General features: G+C 43.9%; 18 protein-coding genes. 14 read left to right on the top strand and 4 right to left on the bottom strand.

The genetic code is table 11. The features are described from left to right. Positions 1–77: 77 nt before the first annotated feature. From NAF19_RS07420 to NAF19_RS07380, 9 genes are all read left to right on the top strand, one after another. Positions 78–245, top strand: a complete 168-nt coding sequence (locus NAF19_RS07420; protein WP_252789187.1) for a resistance to Congo red protein — start codon at positions 78–80, stop codon at positions 243–245. 237 nt (positions 246–482) lie between these two features. Beyond that, on the top strand, positions 483–2,315 hold the full coding sequence (locus NAF19_RS07415; protein ID WP_252789186.1) for a patatin-like phospholipase family protein: 1,833 nt from the start codon (positions 483–485) through the stop codon (positions 2,313–2,315). Positions 2,316–2,398: 83 nt separating this feature from the next. Then, a complete protein-coding gene (locus tag NAF19_RS07410; RefSeq protein WP_252789185.1) occupies positions 2,399–4,027 on the top strand; it encodes a M28 family peptidase in 1,629 nt (542 codons plus the stop codon). A 75-nt stretch (positions 4,028–4,102) separates the two neighbouring features. Continuing rightward, complete coding sequence (locus NAF19_RS07405; RefSeq protein WP_252789184.1) at positions 4,103–5,302, top strand: threonine synthase; 1,200 nt, start codon at positions 4,103–4,105, stop codon at positions 5,300–5,302. Between the two features lie 208 nt (positions 5,303–5,510). Further along, positions 5,511–6,632: an SPFH domain-containing protein gene (locus NAF19_RS07400; protein ID WP_252789183.1), complete on the top strand. Its 1,122-nt coding sequence runs from the start codon at positions 5,511–5,513 to the stop codon at positions 6,630–6,632. 30 nt (positions 6,633–6,662) lie between these two features. Then, on the top strand, positions 6,663–7,784 hold the full coding sequence (locus NAF19_RS07395) for a TFIIB-type zinc ribbon-containing protein (protein ID WP_252789182.1): 1,122 nt from the start codon (positions 6,663–6,665) through the stop codon (positions 7,782–7,784). Positions 7,785–7,930: 146 nt separating this feature from the next. Continuing rightward, complete coding sequence (locus NAF19_RS07390; RefSeq protein ID WP_252789181.1) at positions 7,931–8,311, top strand: VOC family protein; 381 nt, start codon at positions 7,931–7,933, stop codon at positions 8,309–8,311. Positions 8,312–8,317: 6 nt separating this feature from the next. Continuing rightward, the gene (locus tag NAF19_RS07385; RefSeq protein ID WP_252789180.1) at positions 8,318–9,757 is read left to right on the top strand and encodes an MBOAT family O-acyltransferase; all 1,440 of its coding nucleotides are present in this window, start codon (positions 8,318–8,320) and stop codon (positions 9,755–9,757) included. A gap of 2 nt (positions 9,758–9,759) precedes the next feature. Next, positions 9,760–10,671, top strand: coding sequence for a hypothetical protein (locus tag NAF19_RS07380; protein WP_252789179.1), 912 nt, complete (start codon positions 9,760–9,762; stop codon positions 10,669–10,671). 48 nt (positions 10,672–10,719) lie between these two features. Here NAF19_RS07380 and NAF19_RS07375 read toward each other — a convergent pair whose 3' ends face one another. Then, entirely contained in the window at positions 10,720–11,412 is a 693-nt protein-coding gene (locus NAF19_RS07375) for a hypothetical protein (protein ID WP_252789178.1), read from the bottom strand. A gap of 111 nt (positions 11,413–11,523) precedes the next feature. On the opposite strand from NAF19_RS07375, the gene NAF19_RS07370 reads away from it, so the two are divergent. The 3 genes from NAF19_RS07370 to NAF19_RS07360 all read left to right on the top strand — a co-directional run bounded on the left by NAF19_RS07370 (position 11,524) and on the right by NAF19_RS07360 (position 15,133). Further along, on the top strand, positions 11,524–12,861 hold the full coding sequence (locus NAF19_RS07370; RefSeq protein WP_252789177.1) for an APC family permease: 1,338 nt from the start codon (positions 11,524–11,526) through the stop codon (positions 12,859–12,861). Position 12,862: 1 nt separating this feature from the next. Beyond that, positions 12,863–14,026 carry a trans-sulfuration enzyme family protein gene (locus NAF19_RS07365; RefSeq protein ID WP_252789176.1) on the top strand — a complete coding sequence of 388 codons (1,164 nt, stop codon included), beginning with the start codon at positions 12,863–12,865 and terminating at the stop codon, positions 14,024–14,026. A gap of 129 nt (positions 14,027–14,155) precedes the next feature. Beyond that, positions 14,156–15,133 (top strand): hypothetical protein, encoded by a 978-nt coding sequence (locus tag NAF19_RS07360; RefSeq protein ID WP_252789175.1) that lies wholly within the window; start codon positions 14,156–14,158, stop codon positions 15,131–15,133. Between the two features lie 188 nt (positions 15,134–15,321). Here NAF19_RS07360 and NAF19_RS07355 read toward each other — a convergent pair whose 3' ends face one another. Both NAF19_RS07355 and NAF19_RS07350 read right to left on the bottom strand, forming a co-directional pair. Continuing rightward, positions 15,322–16,419 carry a Kelch repeat-containing protein gene (locus NAF19_RS07355; RefSeq protein WP_252789174.1) on the bottom strand — a complete coding sequence of 366 codons (1,098 nt, stop codon included), beginning with the start codon at positions 16,417–16,419 and terminating at the stop codon, positions 15,322–15,324. Between the two features lie 659 nt (positions 16,420–17,078). Next, the gene (locus NAF19_RS07350) at positions 17,079–17,603 is read right to left on the bottom strand and encodes a DUF6702 family protein (RefSeq protein WP_252789173.1); all 525 of its coding nucleotides are present in this window, start codon (positions 17,601–17,603) and stop codon (positions 17,079–17,081) included. 66 nt (positions 17,604–17,669) lie between these two features. On the opposite strand from NAF19_RS07350, the gene NAF19_RS07345 reads away from it, so the two are divergent. Together NAF19_RS07345 and NAF19_RS07340 are read left to right on the top strand one after the other, a co-directional pair. Then, complete coding sequence (locus NAF19_RS07345) at positions 17,670–18,248, top strand: HupE/UreJ family protein (protein WP_252789172.1); 579 nt, start codon at positions 17,670–17,672, stop codon at positions 18,246–18,248. A 150-nt stretch (positions 18,249–18,398) separates the two neighbouring features. Further along, entirely contained in the window at positions 18,399–20,795 is a 2,397-nt protein-coding gene (locus tag NAF19_RS07340; protein ID WP_252789171.1) for a M1 family metallopeptidase, read from the top strand. Positions 20,796–20,872: 77 nt separating this feature from the next. On the opposite strand, the gene NAF19_RS07335 is transcribed toward NAF19_RS07340, so the two are convergent. Next, a complete protein-coding gene (locus NAF19_RS07335; RefSeq protein WP_252789170.1) occupies positions 20,873–21,118 on the bottom strand; it encodes an acyl carrier protein in 246 nt (81 codons plus the stop codon).

The raw sequence follows: 21,118 nt of genomic DNA, 5'->3' as shown, positions 1-21,118 counted from the left end.
AAAAATTAACATAATTATAAACCGCTCTTCCTTGCCGGAAGAGTTTTAAATTCCCCCTTTAGGGGGTTAGGGGGCATATGGGACCATCACTTATCTTCTGGGCAATTTTTGTACTGCCCTTTATTGCTTTTTTCGCCTGGCTGATTTGGCAGGACAAGCGCCGTCGTAAAACCGGTCTTATTGTTTTGGCCGTTACCGTTATAGGGTGCATTGTGTATTTGTTCTGGCAACTGCACCGTCAATAAACTAAGATTTTTTGGATTGCTAGGATTATAGGATTTACCAAAACGCGACTATTGTATCAATAGGCCGAAAAAAATCACATAATCCAACAAATCCCGTGAATCTTAGTTTTTTGGTGAATTGTAAGATTTTAAAACGGTATTATTTCACCGCCCAAAAAAAATCCTATAATCCAACAAATCCTACGAATCTTAGTCTTAACTTTAGGTTAACTATTCAACCTTATTTTAAGCACAATCATGGCAACTACCAATTCACTAACCCAGCCTACCTTACAGGCGCAAAAAGAGGATACCGACCGGAAATTAATAAACATAGAGCCCTCATCGCCTTTTGGCGATATAGCACTGGCCTTATCGGGCGGCGGCTTCAGGGCGGCATCATTTGGCCTTGGCGCAATATCATACCTTAATCGGGCATACTGGGGAGACGCGGCCGACACGCTTTTAAAACATGTTACCTTCATAACTTCCACATCGGGTGGCACACTGGCTAATGCCTATTATACCTCATGTCTTTTCAAACCCGGATTTGAGTTTGCTACGTTTTTCAACAATATGAAAAACTTTATGGACGGCGAAGCGCTGCTGGAAGAAGTTTGCGACATTTTAAACGATCCCAAACGCTGGAACGAAGTTGGTAAACGCACAATTGTTAAAAATGGGAAGGAGGTGGAGGTGAAAATTGAAAAGAGCCATAACATCATCAATTCGTTTGCCAAAGCTTATGATAAATTGCTGTTTAATGATGCCGCGCATCCCAACACCAACCTGTTCGACGTTTATTTTAACCGCACTGAAAACCCGCACCTCAAAACGGTTTGCTTTAACGCGACCGAACTGAACAATGGTATCTCATTCCGCTTCCAAACCAATGGCGACGACGACAGTATACGAACGGTAGGCAATTATTACCTGCATTTTAACAATGCCGAAATAGCCCGCAAACTTAAGCTTGGCGACCTGGCTGCAACTTCATCCTGCTTCCCGAGTGGTTTTGAGCCTATGATTTATCCGGATGATTACATCCATCCCGGCTTAACGGATGTAAACAAAATGCTTACCGCTATCGACTACAAAAACAATAACCCGTTAAATCTGCCTAAAGTACAAAACGAGCCATTTTGCATGGTTGACGGCGGCGTGGTTGACAACCAGGGCCTGTATAGCATGATGATGGAAGATACTTTCAGGGCCGAACACCCGCCCAAAAAACAGTTCGACCTGATGATGGTATGTGATGTGGGCAGTTACTTTGTAAACGGTTACCAAACCCCGCCAAAAGCCGATGCCTGGTATAAAAACCTTACTATCGATACACTTAGAAAATTGATGCCGTTTGGAGTAATCATATTTGTTGCAAGCTTTTTACTTGCGATACTAACCGAGAGCTGGGAACGGCGGGCAGGTCTTTTTTTAGTCCTTACGTCCGGCATTTATACGCTGTTTTATTTTTGGACGGTGTTAACCTTTAATAAAGCGATTAACGGTTTGAAAAGTAGTTTTGGTAAGGTGATAGTTAGATTTATAGGCACTATTTTCAAAATCAAGTTTAATCAACTGCAGCAAATGCTGGCAACGAGGCTTAGCTCGACCTTACTGATTACCACCGACCTGTTTTTAAAACAAATACGCCGCCAGTATTTCAGCGAATTTTATGGCATGCCGGCTTATAAGAACCGGGTATTATCCTGCTATATTTATGAGTTTTCGGCACAACACGCCACAACGCGAATCGAAAACCTGGAGTCGAAAGATAAAGCCTGGTGGCCCGCAGTAGCCAATGTTTTAACCCCAGGTCCGCAGATACAGGAGATTGCAACCCTGGCCACCAGCATGGGCACTACGTTATGGTTCCCGGCAGGTAAACAAACCATGCGCGATAATATTATTGCCTGCGGCCAGTTCACCATGTGCTACAATTTATTAAAACATATTTACCGGCTGGAAGTGCTGGATATTAAATGGACAACCGATATAACCCTGCAAAGCTTAAAACAACGTTTGCTGGCCGATTGGGAGGTGTTTAAAAAGAACCCGATAGTTATGGTTGATGGAAGTTTCCCGGCTTAAGTAACAATATTACTAACAACTTGCAGGTGAAATGCTTAGTTAATACCTTGTGAGGTATTTATTAAACTTCGATATCCTGAAATATGATTAAGTTTTTTAAGGTATTATTTATACCTGTGATAGTATTGTTTGCAAGCAGCGTTTTCGCGCAGCAGATAAAGTTAAGCGCCGAAATTGAGCAGGCGCTTGCCAAAGTTGATACTGCGCAGTTTAAGGCTGACATTGCTTACCTGGCTGATGATAAATTAAAAGGCCGCGGCCCGGGAACCGAAGGCTTCCAGATGGCGGTTGACTATGTGGTTAGTCGCCTAAAAAGCATGGGCGTTAAACCCGCTGGCGAAAACGGTACCTGGCTGCAGGAAGTAAAGCTGCGCAAAGCAACTACCGGCACTGCAGATGCCGCACTAACCGGGCAAAACGCAGTAGCATTAACGGCTGGTAAAGACTATAACATATTGCCCAACCCCTCCAAACCGGATGTAAGTTTAAGCGGCCAGCTTGCTTTCGCAGGCTATGGCGCCAGCGAACCTTCGCTTGGATATGATGATTATGCCGGGCTTGATGTTAAAGGTAAAGTGGTGTTGGTGGTGCGCGGCGCCCCCGATAAATTTTCTTCCTCGGTTATGGCGCATACTATGAACCCCACGTCAATATTAAAAGCAGCGGCCGAGCATGGGGCCATCGGAGTTATCATCTGTACTGCCGATTCGGCTGCCCGTTTTGGTGCGGCACGTGGCGGCCAATACAGTGTAATCGGTAAAGATGGTACGGTGGTAATTTCACGCACATTTTATTCGGATGATGTTAAAGTGCTGGGCCAGTTTAGCTATCCTATATTTAATAACCTGGTAAAAGGTGCAGGTAAAAATATACCGGCGCTTTTGGCACAAATGAAAGGTGGTCAGCCCGCATCGTTTGCTATCGATGCTGGCGTTAAAATCTCTTATGCATCAACTTATAACGATATCATCAGCTACAATGTAGTGGGTAAAATTGAAGGCAGCGACACTAAGCTGAAAAACGAATACGTAGTCCACAGCGCCCACCTCGACCATTTGGGTATCGGTCGCCCGGTTGAAGGCGACTCTATTTACAACGGCGCGCATGATAATGCTTCAGGCTGCGCCAGCGTAATGGCAATTGCCAAAATATACAGCGGAATTAAAAATAAACCAAAACGCTCCATACTTACCGTGCTGCTTACCGGCGAGGAATTGGGCGACCTCGGCTCGGGTTATTTTGCCGCACGCCCAACCGTGCCGGTTAAAAGCATCGTAGCCGATGTGAATACCGATATGCCTACCATTATTGCCCCGTTATTGTCGGTTACTGCTTTGGGTGCCGAGCATTCTTCACTGGCGAAACAGGTCGATGAAGCGGCGGGTTATTTGGGACTTGGCGTTGAACCCGACCCAGAACCCAAGCAAGTGCGTTTTGTACGCAGCGACCAATACAGCTTCGTGGTAAACGGCATACCGGCTCTGCATATTAAATACGGCAGCAAAACCGCCGATGGCAAAAACAACCTGAACGATTTTGTGGCTAAATGGCGCGCCAAATATTATCATAAGCCACAGGACGATATTAATGGTATTTTTGATTTTGCAGCCGGCAAAAAATACGCCCAGCTTAACTTTATAATTGGCTACCTGGTTGCACAGGACGATGCGCGGCCGACCTGGAACAAAGGGGATATTTTTGCCGTAAATTAGAAGCAAAAATCAAGAATCAAGGTAAAAAGAAACGATAGGTAAGGCAACGGCTTTATTGCTTTTGCAGTAATAATAATGATGGTAACTGATATTGAAACCGGGACCGGTTCGCTAATAAAAAATTTAACGTGTCCTGAATGCGGCACTGTGCACAATGCTGAGGTAATCAACACGGTTTGTGTGAATGATGCATGCAGGTCGACTTTATTTGCAACATATAATCTTGATGCAGGATTAGATAAATCTATCTTGCTTAAGCGCCCCGCCAATATGTGGCGTTACAAGGAGCTTTTGCCGGTGTTGGATGAGAAAAATATAATAACTCTTGGCGAGGGCTTTACGCCGATAATCCCAATTGAGAATTTAAAGCAGTTTGTTGGCGATAATGAAGTTTTTTGGAAGGATGAGTCGGGTAACCCAACAGGCTCGTTCAAAGCGCGTGGATTGAGCGCCGCGGTATCAAAAGCAAAAGAACTTGGAATTGAAACCATAGCTACACCCACCGCAGGTAATGCCGGCGGCGCATTGGCCGCTTACGCTGCCAGGGCTGGTGTAAAGGCTATAGTTTATATGCCTAAACTAACCCCGCAGGTTTTCAAAGACGAGTGCCGCCTGTACGGTGCTGAACTGGTAGCTATTGACGGTAACATCAGCGATTGCGGAAAACTGGTTAATGAGCTTGCGCTGCAAAACGGCTGGTTCCAGGTATCAACCTTGAAGGAACCTTACCGTCTCGAAGGGAAAAAAACCATGGGGTATGAGATAGCCGAACAATTTAACTGGCAATTACCTGATGTGATATTTTACCCTACCGGCGGTGGCACAGGCCTTATTGGTATGTGGAAGGCATTTAACGAGATGGAACAATTAGGCTGGATCGGCAGCAACCGCCCGCGCATGGTTGCGGTACAATCTGAGAGTTGTAACGGGATAGTGAGCGCATTTAATGCCGGGTTGCCGGTGTCTGAATTTGCCGATGGTGGTTTTACCATTGCCAACGGCCTGCGTGTGCCTAAACCTTATGCCGATAGACAAATACTGAAAGTACTGCGTGAAAGTAACGGAGCAGCCATTACCATAAGCGACCATGAAATGAGTGCTGCCCTAAAAGAAATTGCCCGGAACGAAGGCATGCTGATGGCTCCTGAGGGCGCTGCACTATGGCAGGCTTTTAAAAAGCTAAAAGCCACCGGTTGGATTGAAGCAGGGGAGAAGGTATTGATGATAAATACGGGGAGCGGGTATAAGTATTTGGAGAATATCGATATATATTAAATCGATATACATTAAAAAGCTATGTCATAGGAGGAACGAAGCAATCGCGAACTATGCAAAGCCGCACTGTAAAGTTCGCGGTTGCCGCGCTCGTACCTCGCTTCGCAATGACAAAATCTATAACGCCAGCTCAATAAATCCCCTAACCTCATCCACAAATAAAAATATTTTATATTTTTAAGCGATAAATCCGAAAACCAGCAACGCCATGGGAATTTTTGACAGGTTGATGAAACAGTTTATTGATGTTATTGAATGGGTGGATGCTTCCAACAATACCATTATCTGGAAGTTTCCACGGCAGGATAACGAAATTAAGATGGGTGCCAAACTTACGGTGCGGGAGAGCCAGGTAGCTGTTTTTATGAACGAAGGCAAAATCGCCGACGTTTTCGAACCGGGCCTGTATACGCTGAATACACAAAATATGCCTATTTTGACCGACCTGAAAAGTTGGAAATATGGTTTTAACAGCCCGTTTAAAGCTGATGTTTATTTTGTGAGCACACGCATGTTCCTTAACCAAAAATGGGGCACGCAAAATCCGGTAATTATCAGGGATGCTGAATTTGGGCCGGTCAGGCTGCGGGCTTATGGCTCATTTAACTTTAGCATAAACGACCCTAAGTTATTTATTACACAAATATCGGCCACCAACCCCGACTTCCAGACTGAAGACATAAATGGGCAATTACGCAATATTGCAGTGTCGCGCGGGATGGATTCTATTGCACAGTCGAAAATTTCACTGCTCGATCTCTCCAGCAACTACGACGAAATATCAAAACTGATAACCGACAAAATTCAGCCGGATTTTGCCGAAATGGGCCTTAATCTTACCAAGTTCCTGGTCGAAAATATATCGTTGCCACCCGAAGTTGAACAGGCGCTCGACAAACGGAGCGAGATGGGCATTGTGGGAAACCTTGGGGCCTATGCACAGTTCCAGGCAGCAAATGCCATTGAAAAATCGGCAGAGAATAGCATTGGTGGTAACCTTGGCGCGGCAGGCATGGGCCTAGGCGTTGGCGCGGCCATGATGGGCCAAGTGGGCAACATCTTTCAAAATAACCAGGTTGCACCGGCTGCCAGCGCGCCCCCACCGGTAGCACCGCCGCCGGTACCCGAAGCACCACAATACTTCGTGGTTTTGAACGGCAAATCGGAAGGGCCATACAGTATGGAGCAGCTTAGCGGCATGGCATCGGGCCAAAGTATTACCGCTGCTACATTGGTTTGGAAAAAAGGAATGGCGGCATGGGCTGCGGCCAGCACTTTGACCGAAGTAGCCGATATTTTTAACAATATGCCTCCGGCAATACCCGGTTGATTATAAACCAAAGCACCTTACCTCATCCTTATGGCATTCGACGAAAAAACTGCGGTAATAACCAATTCGCTTAACTGTAAGGGTTGTGGCGCAGCCCTGCATTTTGAGCCAGGCACGCAAACTTTAATGTGCGACCATTGCGGCAGTTCCAACGAGATCAGTACGCTGGACGACCATAACACCGAGCCGTTTGCTTTCGACGATTTTGTAGAGAGTACCCAGTCGTCGACTCTTGACGAAGGAATGCAAACAGTTAGGTGTAATAACTGCGGTTCTACTACGGTTTTAAAGAAAAATGAGACTGCTGATAAATGCCCTTTCTGTAGTTCAGCCCTGGTGGTTGATTTGTCGGACAATCAGAAATATGTGAAACCGCATTATGTTTTGCCCTTTAAGGTAAGCCAGCAAATGGCTAAACAGCAGTTTTTAACCTGGCTTAAAAGCTTATCCTTCGCCCCGGCCGACCTGATTGCAAAAGTAGGCAATGGTGCATCATCGCCAATCGATGGGGTTTATTTGCCGTACTGGGTTTACGATGCCAACGCCCTTACCAACTATACTGGCGAACGTGGCGATTACTATTACGTTACCGAAACTTACTACGAAACGGTAGATGACGAACAGGTAGAGCGTACCAGAGAAGTTAGGCACACCAACTGGTATTCCGTTTTCGGGAATGTTGCCAATATTTTTAAGAATATCATCATCAGCGCCAGTGCATCAGTATCGCAGGAAACGCTGAACAAACTTGGCGCCTGGGACTTTAGCATGCTGGTTAAATATGATGAACGTTATATCAGCGGGTTCAGGTCCGAAACATACCAGGTTAGTCCGCAGGACGGGCTGGAACGTTCAAAGGCATCAATGGCCCCCGTTATTCAACGCACCATAATGCAGGACATCGGCGGGGATGAACAACGTATCGATAATTCGGAAACAGAACTGCAGGAGGTTATGATTAAATATGTTTTACTACCGATATGGATAAGTTCGTACGTATACAAAAATAAATCATACCAGTTTGCTATTAACGGTTATACCGGGCAGGTAAGCGGCAAACGCCCCTGGAGCGCCGGGAAAATTATTTTGCTGATTGCGATTATATTAGCGGTTATTGCAGGGGTTGTAATGTATTTTAAGAATGCAGGTTGATTTAGAATAGTCTTGAGTCTTGAGTCGAAAGTCGAAAGTCCTAAGTTGCAAACTATTAAAGTGCGATGGCAACTAAATAGAGTATGCCCGCGTACCGTAATTATACAGCCGCAGCCTGTAAGTGGCCCTCATAAGCGTAAATAAGTATGAAGTTTCATCACATAGGTATTGCCTGCAAAAACATTGATGAGGAAATAGCCAATATTTCTAAAATTCATACCATTACTAAACAAACCGAAAAAGTTTTTGATGTACAACAAAACGCCGAATTGGTGTTGCTGACCCTGGCCGATGGCACTAACATGGAGTTGATAGCCGGCAAACAAGTAGAGACATTCGTCAAAAAAAACATCACGTATTACCATATTTGTTTCGAGGTTGATGACATCCTTGCCGAAATAGACCGACTGGTGGCTGAAGGGGCATTTTTAATTTCGCCGCCAAAGCCGGCGGTATTGTTCGGTAACCGGCTGGTGGCATTCGTGAATGTGTCGTACGGGTTGATTGAATTGCTAAACTCAAAATAGACGCAGATGTTGTTTGCCTCCATACCATTTGCGTGCTTTTTTATTGTGTTTTTCCTGTTGTACTGGTATGTGCTTAGCGGTAGCCTCAAATTTCAAAATCTTTTAATATTAACCGGCAGCTATCTATTTTATGCATGGTGGGATTGGCGTTTTCTCATCCTGCTTATAGGCAGCTCAATCATCAGTTACTTTTTAGGCATCGCCATTGGCAAAGCTGATAATAAAAAACGTCGCAGCCTTTTAGTTTGGATTGGCTTATTGCAGGGACTTGGCTGCCTGGTGTTTTTTAAATATTTTAATTTTCTTGTCGGGTCGATGGCAGGCGCTTTTGCCTGGTTTAATGTGAAGGTTGAAGTGCAAACACTTAATATTATCCTTCCGCTTGGTATAAGCTTTTACACATTCCGTATAATCAGTTATTTGCTGGATATTAAAAATGGAAAGATACAGCCAACAATTAGCCCGGTTACGTTTTGCTCGTACGTTGCATTTTTTCCAAGCTTGATTGCGGGACCTATCGACAGGCCGAAAACGCTTATCCCCCAACTGAAAAAAGAAAGGGTATTTAATTACAACCAGGCAGCAGACGGGCTACGCCAAATTTTGTGGGGACTGTTCAAAAAAATTGTAATTGCAGATAATTGTGCCGCGTTTACCAACGATGTGTTTAATCATTACCAAACTTTGCCAGCGAGCACACTATTGTTCAGCATGGCTTTATTTACTATACAGGTTTACGCTGATTTTTCGGGTTACTCCGATATGGCAATCGGCCTGGCAAGCCTGCTTGGCTTTAAAATTACGCGCAACTTTAACTACCCGTTCTTTGCCCAAAATATCGCCGATTTTTGGCGCAGGTGGCACATCTCGCTCACATCGTGGTTAACCGACTATGTGTTTACTCCCCTAAGCGTTTACTTCCGCGATTATGGCAAATTCGGTTTGATACTGACCATACTGATAAACTTTACCTTGATTGGCATATGGCATGGCGCTAGCTGGACTTTCGTGTTTTTTGGTTTTTTGAATGGGTGCCTTTACATCCCGCTAATATTAAAAGGCACGCTTAACAAAAAGAAAAAAGGTGAAAAGAACGGCTTTAAAACTTTTTTAAATAGCGCAGGCATGTTCGTCCTGCTAATGTTTACCTTCCTTATTTTCCGTGCCGATAGCCTGGGGCAGGCATTTGATTATTACCGCCGCTTATTTTCGCCATCGTTATTCAAAGGCTTTGCGATTACCGAAAAGGTAAATATGGCAGCTGCACTTTTGGCCATCATCATCATGTTTATTGCGGAGTGGAAACAGCGCGACAAAGAACATGCATTGCAAATGGATGGTATTGATAAACCAGGCGCAAAGATGTTAATATACTACGGACTGGTACTCTTCATCCTCGTGTTCAGCGCCACCAATATAACCGACTTTGTTTATTTTAAATTTTAGAGATGAACAAAGTGCAGCTAAACAAATTCGTGGTTAAGGCAGTATTGTTTGGGCTGCCGGTTTTTATTTTGTTCGAGATATTGTTTCGCCTTGGTTTTGCGCCCATTGTAACAAGCTCGGATTTGTTTGATGCAAAAATGCGGCATATTAAAAAGCAACAAGTTAAACAGGTAAACCTGATGGCAATTGGTTCGTCAATAACGCTATATGAACTAAAGTCGGACCTGGTAACTCAAAACCTGGACACGTCCTATTATAATTTTGCATCGTGGGGTACTCAAATAACCGATATGAAGCTGATGCTGGCTAAGTTTATACCAGAGCATCAGCCTAAATATGTTATTATTTGCGCTTCGCTGGGCGAATTTATGTCGCTGCCGAATAGTACTTACTCAAACTATTTAAACACGCCAACTTTTATCAGGAACAACCTGCCTGAACTTTTTTATCTAAAAAATTATAACTCCATCCATCAAATTATATGGCGAAAATATTTTGAATACCCCATTTGTTTTGATGTACAAGGCGGCGCATTGTTAACTGTTAAGCCAAAGGACATCAACCGTAAAATATGGGATGCTCACGACGAATTCCCAACCAGGCACACCCAAAGCAACTATAACGGGCTGGATAGTTTGGCTGTGTGGCTAAAGCAACAAAACATCAAATTTATTTTTATACAGGCGCCCATCAAAAAATCTTTCGCTAATACCGTTTACTACCAGCAACAGATTAATATGCATTTTGAGAAATGCCGCTCAATTATTGAGAGCCGAGGCGGCATCTATTTGAATTACTACAATACCACAATTTTTACCGATAGTTTATTCGTAGACCAATATCACTTGCAGAATGCAGGCGCCATTATTTTTACAAAAAAAATAGTTGCGGATTTAAAAAAGGTGATTAAATAAATATGGCGTGTGAAATGCAAGGTGGGCTATAAATCGCTACGCTGTAATTTACTGCTGCGAATTCTTTACCTGCTTAAACTTTAAGCAATTTGAGGCCCTGTCCATATCCTTAAAAAATTCAGGCCCTTTATCGTTGGTAAAACAAACGGCTACTATTATACCGGTATGGTCCTTTTGAAGGGTAATCAGCAATGCGTACTTATAATGTTTGGTTTCCGGCAAATCCAACAAAGTTAACAGGTATGATTTCCCTGCATCGGCGTTATAACGCGTTAGCACTTCGGGGGGCATGGGTTTTACAAAAAATTTATTTTCGCCGGTAAACGCAGCAGCGTGTGCTTGCGCTATTAAATTATAGGTTGAGTCGGGGTTGGCGAGCTCTGCATTAGGCCTGCCCTGTGCATTTTGATAACTGGCCCAGTTTTCTTTTTGCGATTTTACCTGTAACCATATTTCAAAATCTTTGCCCGGCAGTGTCATGGCATAGTCGAACGAAAGATCTTCATTATCGGGTGCTTTAATTTCTTTAAAGCCTCTGGGGAACTTAAAATTCACGTCAGCGTGAGTAGCAAGCTTTATAAATTCGGCAAGCTGGTGGCTCATAGGGGCCGGCTTAACCGCAGGCGCAGATTGTTTCACAACTGTAACCGACTGTTTTGGCTGCGCAATCGCCTGCGAAATACTGAGCAAAAGTATTGCGGTAACTAATATTTGCTTAATTTGCTTAAAACCAATCTTCATTACCGCGCAAACAATAGAATTATTATTAATTAACAGGGATCTAAAGCTAACAAATTTAAAATATTAATTTAAAAAATAAATCTTAAAACAAACAAATCGCATATTTTTCACATGAGTATCAAGCCCATCCTTAACCGTTTCGACCTTACCATGATCGTTATCAGCCTGGTAATAGGCATGGGTATTTTTGCCGCACCTGGTGAAGTTGCCATAAAAGCGGGCAATGCCTGGGTTTTTTTTGGCGCGTGGATATTTGGCGGATTGATTAGTTTTTGCGGCGCGCTTACCTTTGCCGAAATTGGCGCACGTTACCCGGCCACCGGCGGCTTTTACAAAGTTTTTTCGTATTGCTACCACCCCGCGTTTGCATTTATGATTAACTGGGTATTGGTTATTAGCAACGCGGCATCGGTTGGAGCAGTGGCTCTTATTGGAGCCGACTATATCAGGCCTTTTTTGCTCCCCGAAAGTTTGCAGAATGATTTTGGAACCAAAATTATCACCATTGGCTCGGTGCTTATTTTATACGTGATCAACTTTTTGGGCATTAAAATGAGCGCCCGCACCCAAAACCTGCTGATAATATTTAAACTGAGCATGATTCTGCTTATCTGTTCAACCGTATTTAAAAGTAATGTGAGCCCGGTAACCATCCAGGCTGTACCATATGGTGGTAACATTATTACATCGGTTGGTTTAAGCCTGGTTGCCGTGTTTTTTTGCTATGGCGGCTACCAGCAAACCATCAATTTTGGCGGCGATATTATTAACGCCAAACGCAATATTCCGAAAGCCATTGCGGCAGGTATGTTTGTAATACTGGCCATGTACCTGGGTATTAATTATGCCTATTATCATGTTTTGGGCATTGGCGGCCTGCAACAAACACCATCGCTGGCTGCAAAAATGGTGGGGGTTATTTTTGGCGATACCGGCTACAAGGTTACTTCGCTGATGATATTTTTATCGGTGCTGGCATTTGTAAATGTGAATGTGCTGGCCAACCCACGCGTATATTATGCTATGGCCGAGGATGGTATTTTACCGCCTATATTTAAAAAGGTTAACCCCAAAACACAGGTGCAGGAATTCGGGATGTCGTTTTTTGTAGCGGCGGTAGTTGTGGTGCTGTTTTTTGTATCAAAGTTTAGCGAGATGCTAAAATATGTGATGTTTTTTGATACCATAGGTCTTTCGCTGGCTGCCGTTGCGATATTCATTCTGCGCAAAAAAACCAAAGAACTTGATGGTACAGGTATTTACACTATCAAATGGTTTCCGTTTGTGCCGGTGGTTTTTATAATTTCGTACTGGTTTGTAACCATTAATATTTTTATCACTTTTAAAGAAAACCCATATGCTGCGCTGATTTGCCTGGCAACATACGCTGTTGGGCTGATTATTTATTACGTGTGCACATACAAGAAGAAACAAGGGACAATAACATAACATGGAACTATCGTATATACTGAATGAACTTGGCGAAGAACGGGGCGACTACTTTAACGCCGTATCGCCGCCCATCATTCAAACCAGCAATTTTACTTTTAATAGCGTAAGCGATTTCCGGGTAGCCCTGGGCGAAGAGTTTGATGCGATGCTCTATTCGCGCGGACAAAATCCAACCATTAATATTTTGCGCAAAAAGCTGGCCGCGCTTGACGGGGCCGAAGATGCGCTGGTTTTCAGCAGCGGTATTGCAGCTGTTACCGTGCCCATACTCGCCCTGCTGCAACAAGGCGACCATGCGGTGGTTGTTGAAAACCCATACAGCTGGACCATAAAGCTCTTTAACAACCTGTTGCCGAAATTCGGCATTACAGCCACTTATGTTGATGGTAGCGACTTGCAGCAAATTAAAAATGCCATCCAATCCAATACCAAACTAATCTATCTTGAAAGCCCCAATACCTTTAGCTATGAGTTGCAGGACCTGAAAGCAGTTGCCGATATAGCCAAACCAAAAGGCATCATCACCATGATTGATAACAGTTATTGCGGTCCGCTTTACCAGCAGCCTATTGCCCTGGGGATTGATCTGGTGGCGCAATCGGCAACCAAATACCTGGGCGGGCATTCGGACGTGGTGGCAGGCGTGGTAACCGGCAGCCACGAATTGATAAAAAAGATATTTAACAATGAATTTTTGAATATCGGCCCCGCACTTTCGCCGCACTCAGCCTGGCTGCTTATCAGGGGCTTGCGTACGCTGCCCTTGCGTATGCAGCGCAGCTTTGAAACCGCCAAAATCGTTACGGCATGGTTGCAGCAACACTCTGCCGTCGACAAAATACTATGGCCATTTTTGCCCGGTTTTAAACAGGCAGAACTGGCAAAAAAACAAATGCAGGGCTGCGGCAGTATGTTTAGTTTTACGCTAAAGAACTCATCGGTACAAAAAATAGAGACCTTTTGCGACGGCTTGAAGCATATTTTAATGGCAGTATCATGGGGTGGGCACGAGAGTTTAATAATACCTGCCATAGCAGGTGTAGCCAAAAACGATTACGACCCTAACAACGGCCGTCACCAGTTAATAAGGATGTATGCCGGGCTTGAAGACGCGGATTATTTGATAAAGGATTTGGAACAGGCGCTGGCGTTGGTTGATTAATTAATGAACTGCACGTGTTCTGCTGAAAAAATAGCGAGAAACAATATCGCCCGGCATTAGTTTTTAATCAATCCGTTAACACATTTTGTTATTTTAGCGGCTTTATTGAAAGAGTCGCGAATATTGTATATGAACATAGTTGTCCGCAAGCATATCCCCCAATATTTATATATTTTATTAATCGTTTTTCCATTAGTAACAGTTTCGTGCCGTCACCATGTTCCTGAAAGGGTAAAGTTCAAGGAAAAGCTACAGGTTGATAAAATAAAAGCGCAGGCTCTGCTAAAAAGCATACAGGGGATAAAGTATACCGAAGTTAGGCGTACGTTTGATAACGGCCTGTCGTTTAGCCGGGTTGGTTACCAGTTGGTGCCCGAGTGGCAAATATCTTTCCCATCTACAGATTCGGTAAATATTTACAGCCCGAAAAAGAAGAGGTTCATGAACACTCCTGTGGTTTTCGACCATGACTCTGTTTACAACGTGGCCTGGGCATGGCTTAAGCTTAAATATATTAAAAAGGATAGCATGCAGTTTATGGTGCTGCATGTACACGATAATATTATACAAGAAGAGAAAACGCATGTTTTTATGACGTTTTACACTAACGATTACATAAAAAATGTGCTGCATACTGAGCCCTCAAAAGTGTGGAGGCCCAGTAGGAAAGATACTGCTTATATAAAAGCCAAAATTGCGCTGGCTGATAAAGTAATCGACAGCGCCTTTGCAGGTACCGAGCCAGCAGTTTTAACACCGAAGACGCCATTAATTACGGTTAAAAAAGAAGTAACGCCCGATAATGACGTAGACGGAGGCATGGGGTTTGATGATTATCTTTCGCCGACTTATGATATTACCATTCACAAAGCTTACACCGATTTTTACTACTCCTACTCGGCATTTGTTGACGAAAAAGGGAATATTACTTTCCGAAAGGCAATAACGGCCTCATACCCCGAATTTAAAAAGGCCGCCGACGATGCCATGAAAGGTATAACCGACAGCTACCTTAAACTTTATCTCAATACCACACCCGGGAAAACGCTCGGCATTCCACACAAAAGCATTATAATTTTGAATGTAACAGGGGTTAAAAAAAACTAAGATTTATTGGATTGATAGGATTTTAGGATTAGCTGGGGGGGGTAGCGCAGTATGACGTATTGTGCGGCGTGGCAAAAGATCTCAGCTTTCGTGAATACTTTGTTAAGCCTTGTCCTTATTTCCCCTGGAATTGGCGAGCACAACCGCATTTAAAAATGGTGCGGTTGCGCAAGTATACCAACTTTAAATTAGTTGGAAAGTGTAAACACGTCGGCCTCTTTTGAAGGGCCGCCTGTTGATTGACCACCGGCAAATACAATATCAAAGTCGGCAGCTGCAGCAGCCAGCAAGTTTCGCCCGTTATTTATTGAAAGGGTGCTCCATGTGCCGCTTTTAATATCATAAACATCAACCACGGTTGATGACCCGGAGCCTTTATAACCTCCACCAAAAACAATTTTGTTGGGGATGCCGGCAGCCGCGAGGTCTTCACGTGCTTCGGAAAGTTGGCCTGTTGTCCAGGTGTTGGTTGAGGTGTCATAAATGTCGGCGGTATTCACCAAGCCCGCTGCCGCGGTGTTTCCACCTGCGAAGACAATCTTAGTACCTGCGCCTGCTCCTGCAAAATGGTCTTTGGCGCTGCTAAGCGTAGCTGTTGTCCAGGCCTGTGTGTTAATATCATAAATGTCGACGGTATTTAAAGGCACGCCTGCATCATTGTCGCCACCGGCGAAAATAATTTTGCTGCCCGCCGCAGCTGCCGCAAGGCCTGTGCGTGCGACACTAAGCTGAGCGGTTGTCCAGGTGTTAGTTAGCGCATTGTATATGTCTACTGTTTTTGAAACGCCCGCGGCACCTTTTCCGCCGGCAAAAATTATTATGTTACCTAAAGATGCAGCTGCAAGGCCGGCCCGTGCTTCGCTTAACTGAGCGGTAGTCCAAACGTTTTTGTTTGCGTCGAAAATATCAACTGTTTTTGAAACGCCTGTTGCTCCTTTTCCGCCGCCAAAAGCAACTTTACCACCACCACCTGCGCCTGCAAGCATATAACGTGCTTCACTTAAATTGCCTGCAAACCAAGTGTTTCCAAGCACATCGTACACATCTACAACTTTCGAAAAAGTAGCGCCATTATCAGCGCTGCCGCCTGCAAAAAAAGCGGCTCCGCCAATGCCGGCGCCCGCAAAATTGCTGCGCGCTACGGTCATATCGCCCGTGCCGTTGAATGCTATTTTTGTAAATCCACCGCCGTTGTCCACAGGGGGCGCCGGCGTACTTTTATTTGAACACGAACTAATCATCGCCAGTAAAACAGCGGCGCAAATAAGTGAGGATACCTTTTTCATACAGTAAAGTTTAATATAATAAAACAACCAAAAGCATCGGTATAATAACGGCAAATGCAATAGTTGTATTGTTAATTACGGGTAAAAACACCGTTTTGATACAGCTGTTTTAAAAGAAAATAGTTTAATTGCAGTTGTACTTAACAATACTGAAAGATAGCAGGTTAGGTTGCCTGAGTTTAGAATAGCTTTTTATTTAGCCAGGAGTCTTGGCTGAGCTGCCCAATTTAAAATTGACCGAAAATCAGATGCCCCGGCATTAACGTAGATATCGGCGAAAGCCGTCCCGTGGTTAAATTGAATCGTTGTTTTAACTAATCAACTCATTTAGAAGTAATTTATCAGCTGGGATCGCTATTTGGATATTTTAGGTTTATAAAAACTTCGCATAACGAAAACAAACCCAGTAGTTATTGTTGATGCCAATATCATATTAAGTATTTGATTGCCGTGGATTTTCGGACTGAAAAATCCTAAATAAATCCCTGCTGATAATAATATAATTCCGATCAATAAAAAATATGTGTTATATAATTTCATCCCAGTGGAATTTAGCTAAAGTTGCTATTTGTTTAGTATAGTTTGCAAATATTCGGTAAATATATGTTGGCTGTCCCAGCTTATATATAATTGCCTTCATTCATTCAATTAAACCTAGGTTAAAATACCTGCTCCACCCTTTTATCCGGGTAATCCAATTTTTCGCTTTTTCGTACGCCGTTTATGGTAATGTGCACAATGTTTATCTGGTCATCAAACTGGTTGTGCAGCAGGCTTACGTCCACGGCTATTTTTTTAACCGGGGGTGTTTTGTCGGTTTCAATATAAACATCGGTAGCCTCTTTGTTAATTTCGAAGCCGAGGTAATTAAGGTTTAATGGAGCAGTGCCGGTTTTAACCTGCAGGTTACCGGTTACGTATTTTTTTACCAGTGCATCCATGGCGGCATGCATTTCAGCTTTGGTAAGGTCGGTTTTTGCGTGGTATTGTTTGGCCAGCGCAGCTTCAAAATCGTCGGTAAAAATGGTGCAGATGATTTCCAGCTTACTGTCCTGGTTGTTATAGCTGATGTTCGTGGTGCTTACATGGATAGGGTGGAAAGCCTTTTTTAATGGCTTTGCCGGTAGCGCAATACCCAATGCAATGTAACAATATAGTAACGGTTGATAAATAAAAGCCCACATAAGGTACCCTGGTTCTTATAGTTAAAAAAACGGCTTAAATTTAGCGCTTAAATCGGTTAGTTCGCAATGTCCGACTTTGCTTTTTATTTTAAGATGGGTTGGCAGCACATCATTAGTGCCGATGCCCTTGACCATCAGTTGTTCATTCTTGCCCTGGCATGCGTATTTTCAATCCGCGATATTAAACGGGTACTGATACTGGTTACGGCTTTTACCATTGGCCATTCATTAACGCTGGCGTTAAGCGTTTATGATGTGATACGGTTTTCGAGCAAATGGGTGGAGTTTTTAATACCCTGCACTATATTTATTACAGCACTGAATAATATATTTCAAATAAACCGGCGGGATACAAGTGCGAAGATAAATTATTATCTTGCATTGTGTTTCGGCCTTATCCACGGGATGGGTTTTGCAAACGCTATCCGCATAATGCTGGCAAAGGACCAAACCATTGGTTTAGGTTTGTTTGGATTTAATATCGGGCTGGAAGCCGGCCAAATTGTGGTGGTGGCTATTATATTGATAATTGGTGTGCTGTTCTTAAATGTTATCAAGGTGAAACGCCGCGACTGGGTCTTTTTCTTGTCGGCGGGTGTTTTTGCATTATCTTTAAAGATGGCTTTGGAGAGATTGCCTTTTTGATTTCGGATTTCGGAATTTCGATTTCGGATTTTATATTTTAATACGGAATGATAATTTCGGGTTATAACAGCACCAATTTTCTTTCGGAATTTCGGTCTTTTCCGAATTTTCGACTAACTAGTAAACTGACTAAACAAATAATAATTAACAATGAAAAAAGTTTTTACCTCACTTTTTTGCACCCTGGCTATTGGCGCTTTTGTAAAGGCGCAGGATATTCAAAACAATCCGACAAGCAACCATGGTAACAAATTTGAACAGTTGGGCACTATTTTAAATACGCCCAACGAGCAACGCACCGCCAGCGGTGCACCGGGAACCAAGTACTGGCAGCAACGTGCAGATTACGACATCAAATGCGACCTGGACGAAAAGAACCTGAAGCTTACGGGCAGCGAAACCATCACCTACTATAACAACTCACCCGATCCGCTTGATTACATCTGGCTGCAACTGGACGAAAACGAGCATAACAACAACGACAATGCCAACTATCAGCAAAGTTCGCTTATGCCGCGCGGGGCAGGTACCTTACAGCTGGACAGGGCTACGAAAACTGCCGGCGATAATGGCTATGGCGATAAAATAATGAGCATAACTGATGTGCTTGGCAAAAGCTTGCCATACATTGTTAACAAAACAATGCTGCGCATTGATTTGCCTGCAGCTTTGAAACCGGGCACGAAAATGATATTTACCGTAAAATGGAACTATAAAATATCCGACAGGATGAGCCTCGGCGGTCGTGGCGGATATGAGTATTTCCCTGGTGATGGCAACTACTTGTTCACTATGACGCAGTGGTACCCGCGCCTGTGTGTTTACAGCGATTTCCAGGGGTGGCAAAACCACCAGTTTACCGGCAGGGGGGAATTTGCCTTAACCTTCGGTAACTTTAAAGTACAGATGACCGTACCGGCAGATCACGTTATCGGAGCAACAGGCGAATGTATTAACTATGCAGCGGTATTAACACCAACTCAACTTGCCCGATATAACAAAGCCAAAACTTCAAGCGAGCCTGTTGAAATTGTAACACTTGACGAAGCTAAAAAACGCGAAACATCACCTACTACTGCCAAAAAGACCTGGGTCTTCCAGGCCAACAATGTGCGCGACTTTGCATGGGGTTCATCGCGTAAGTTTGTTTGGGACGGTATGGGCCAAAAGGTTAGCGGTAAAACCGTTATGTGCATGAGCTATTATGGTAAAGAGGCGTACAACCTTTACCGCAAGCTGTCGACCAAATTGGTTGCGCACACCGTAAAAAGCTACTCGAGCTTTACTTTTCCGTTCCCTTATCCAGTTGCACAAAGTGTTGAAGCCGCAAATGGTATGGAATACCCGATGATTTGCTTTAACTACGGCCGTACCGAAAAAGACGGTACCTATAGCGAAAGCACCAAAAACGGGATGATTGGTGTGGTAATCCATGAAGTTGGCCACAACTTTTTCCCCATGATTGTAAACAGCGATGAGCGCCAGTGGACATGGATGGACGAAGGTCTTAACTCCTTTATGGAGTACCTTACCGAGGAACTTTGGGATAACAAATATCCAAGCAAAAAAGGTGCGGCCTATACCATTACCGACTACATGAAGCTGCCTAAAAACGAGTTGGAGCCGGTAATGTCGAACTCGGAAAACATTGTTCGCTTTGGCCCGAACGCCTATACCAAGCCGGCTACCGCGCTGAATATTTTACGCGAAACCATTATGGGCCGTAAATTATTCGACTACGCCTTTAAAGAATACGCAAAACGCTGGGAATTTAAACACCCAACCCCGGCCGACTTTTTCCGTACCATGGGCGACGCCAGCGGCGAAAATCTCGATTGGTTTTGGAGGGGCTGGTTTTACGGCATCGAGCCTTGCGATATCTCGCTCGACTCAGTAAAGGTCGCCAAAGCTGATCTGAATGGCAAAATGCCGCAGTTTAACCGTAGGGTTGCAAGAAAAGCTGATGCCCCGGCTGTTAATGATTTCGATGATATCTCAAAAATCCGCAACCGCGAAGACAAGAATATCAAATTTTATGTTGACCAGGACCCTTCGGTACAGGATTTTTATTACAAATACGACCGTGGCCTGGCTGCTGTTGATACCACCAAATTCAATAACATGACCAAGGAACTTGCGACTCCTCAACAGAGCGCCATTGCTGAAGCCATGACTGACGAGGATAAAACCAAATACGCCGGCAAATTCTTCTATCAGCTCGACTTTAGCAACAAAGGTGGCCTGGTTATGCCGATAATTGTTGAATTTACCTTTGCCGATGGTACAAAAACTGTTGACCGGATACCAGCGCAAATCTGGAGACTAAACGAAAAACACGCTTCCAAATTCTACATACAGGATAAAGAAGTAGCCTCGATTAAACTCGACCCAATGCGCGAAACCGCAGACATTGACGAAAGCAATAACTATTGGGGCAAAATGCCGGAGCCATCAAAATTCCAGGTGTTTAAACAAAAAGTTAGTGCTGCCGCAGCACGGGGCCAGTCAGTGGGTGTAAACCCAATGCAGGTTTCGGGCAGCAAATAAAGATAATCAAACCCAAAACCCTTTGCATAAGTCGTTAATCATGAAAATGGTTAACGGCTTTTTCATGTTGGGAAGGCCTACTGGTTTAATTTTGCGGCTATCGAATCAATCATTTCACCGACGTTTTGCCAGCTCAAAATCTCCTGCGATGCAAAGCGGATCTTAAACTGCCGCTCAATGGCTACCACCAACTGGATATGGTTTAATGAATCCCATTCCTCAACATCATTAGCTGTGGTTGCTTCGGTTAAAACCAGCGAATCATCGTCCAGCACATCAATAAAAACATTATTAACGGTATTTAATATCTCGTTTCTGTCCAT

This window comes from Mucilaginibacter flavidus (assembly GCF_024055575.1).
Lineage (GTDB): Bacteria > Bacteroidota > Bacteroidia > Sphingobacteriales > Sphingobacteriaceae > Mucilaginibacter > Mucilaginibacter flavidus.
The sequence above is the reverse complement of the archived record's forward strand: the minus strand, read 5'-3'. Positions and strand labels throughout refer to the sequence as shown.

Coding starts and splice junctions, on each gene's coding strand:
- NAF19_RS07345 (WP_252789172.1), top strand. CDS start 17,670: ATGTCCGACTTTGCTTTTTATTTTAAGATGGGTTGGCAGCACATCATT.
- NAF19_RS07360 (WP_252789175.1), top strand. CDS start 14,156: ATGAACATAGTTGTCCGCAAGCATATCCCCCAATATTTATATATTTTA.
- NAF19_RS07410 (WP_252789185.1), top strand. CDS start 2,399: ATGATTAAGTTTTTTAAGGTATTATTTATACCTGTGATAGTATTGTTT.
- NAF19_RS07375 (WP_252789178.1), bottom strand. CDS start 11,412: ATGAAGATTGGTTTTAAGCAAATTAAGCAAATATTAGTTACCGCAATA.
- NAF19_RS07340 (WP_252789171.1), top strand. CDS start 18,399: ATGAAAAAAGTTTTTACCTCACTTTTTTGCACCCTGGCTATTGGCGCT.
- NAF19_RS07335 (WP_252789170.1), bottom strand. CDS start 21,118: ATGGACAGAAACGAGATATTAAATACCGTTAATAATGTTTTTATTGAT.
- NAF19_RS07415 (WP_252789186.1), top strand. CDS start 483: ATGGCAACTACCAATTCACTAACCCAGCCTACCTTACAGGCGCAAAAA.
- NAF19_RS07370 (WP_252789177.1), top strand. CDS start 11,524: ATGAGTATCAAGCCCATCCTTAACCGTTTCGACCTTACCATGATCGTT.
- NAF19_RS07390 (WP_252789181.1), top strand. CDS start 7,931: ATGAAGTTTCATCACATAGGTATTGCCTGCAAAAACATTGATGAGGAA.
- NAF19_RS07420 (WP_252789187.1), top strand. CDS start 78: ATGGGACCATCACTTATCTTCTGGGCAATTTTTGTACTGCCCTTTATT.
- NAF19_RS07405 (WP_252789184.1), top strand. CDS start 4,103: ATGATGGTAACTGATATTGAAACCGGGACCGGTTCGCTAATAAAAAAT.
- NAF19_RS07355 (WP_252789174.1), bottom strand. CDS start 16,419: ATGAAAAAGGTATCCTCACTTATTTGCGCCGCTGTTTTACTGGCGATG.
- NAF19_RS07400 (WP_252789183.1), top strand. CDS start 5,511: ATGGGAATTTTTGACAGGTTGATGAAACAGTTTATTGATGTTATTGAA.
- NAF19_RS07365 (WP_252789176.1), top strand. CDS start 12,863: ATGGAACTATCGTATATACTGAATGAACTTGGCGAAGAACGGGGCGAC.
- NAF19_RS07395 (WP_252789182.1), top strand. CDS start 6,663: ATGGCATTCGACGAAAAAACTGCGGTAATAACCAATTCGCTTAACTGT.
- NAF19_RS07350 (WP_252789173.1), bottom strand. CDS start 17,603: ATGTGGGCTTTTATTTATCAACCGTTACTATATTGTTACATTGCATTG.
- NAF19_RS07380 (WP_252789179.1), top strand. CDS start 9,760: ATGAACAAAGTGCAGCTAAACAAATTCGTGGTTAAGGCAGTATTGTTT.
- NAF19_RS07385 (WP_252789180.1), top strand. CDS start 8,318: ATGTTGTTTGCCTCCATACCATTTGCGTGCTTTTTTATTGTGTTTTTC.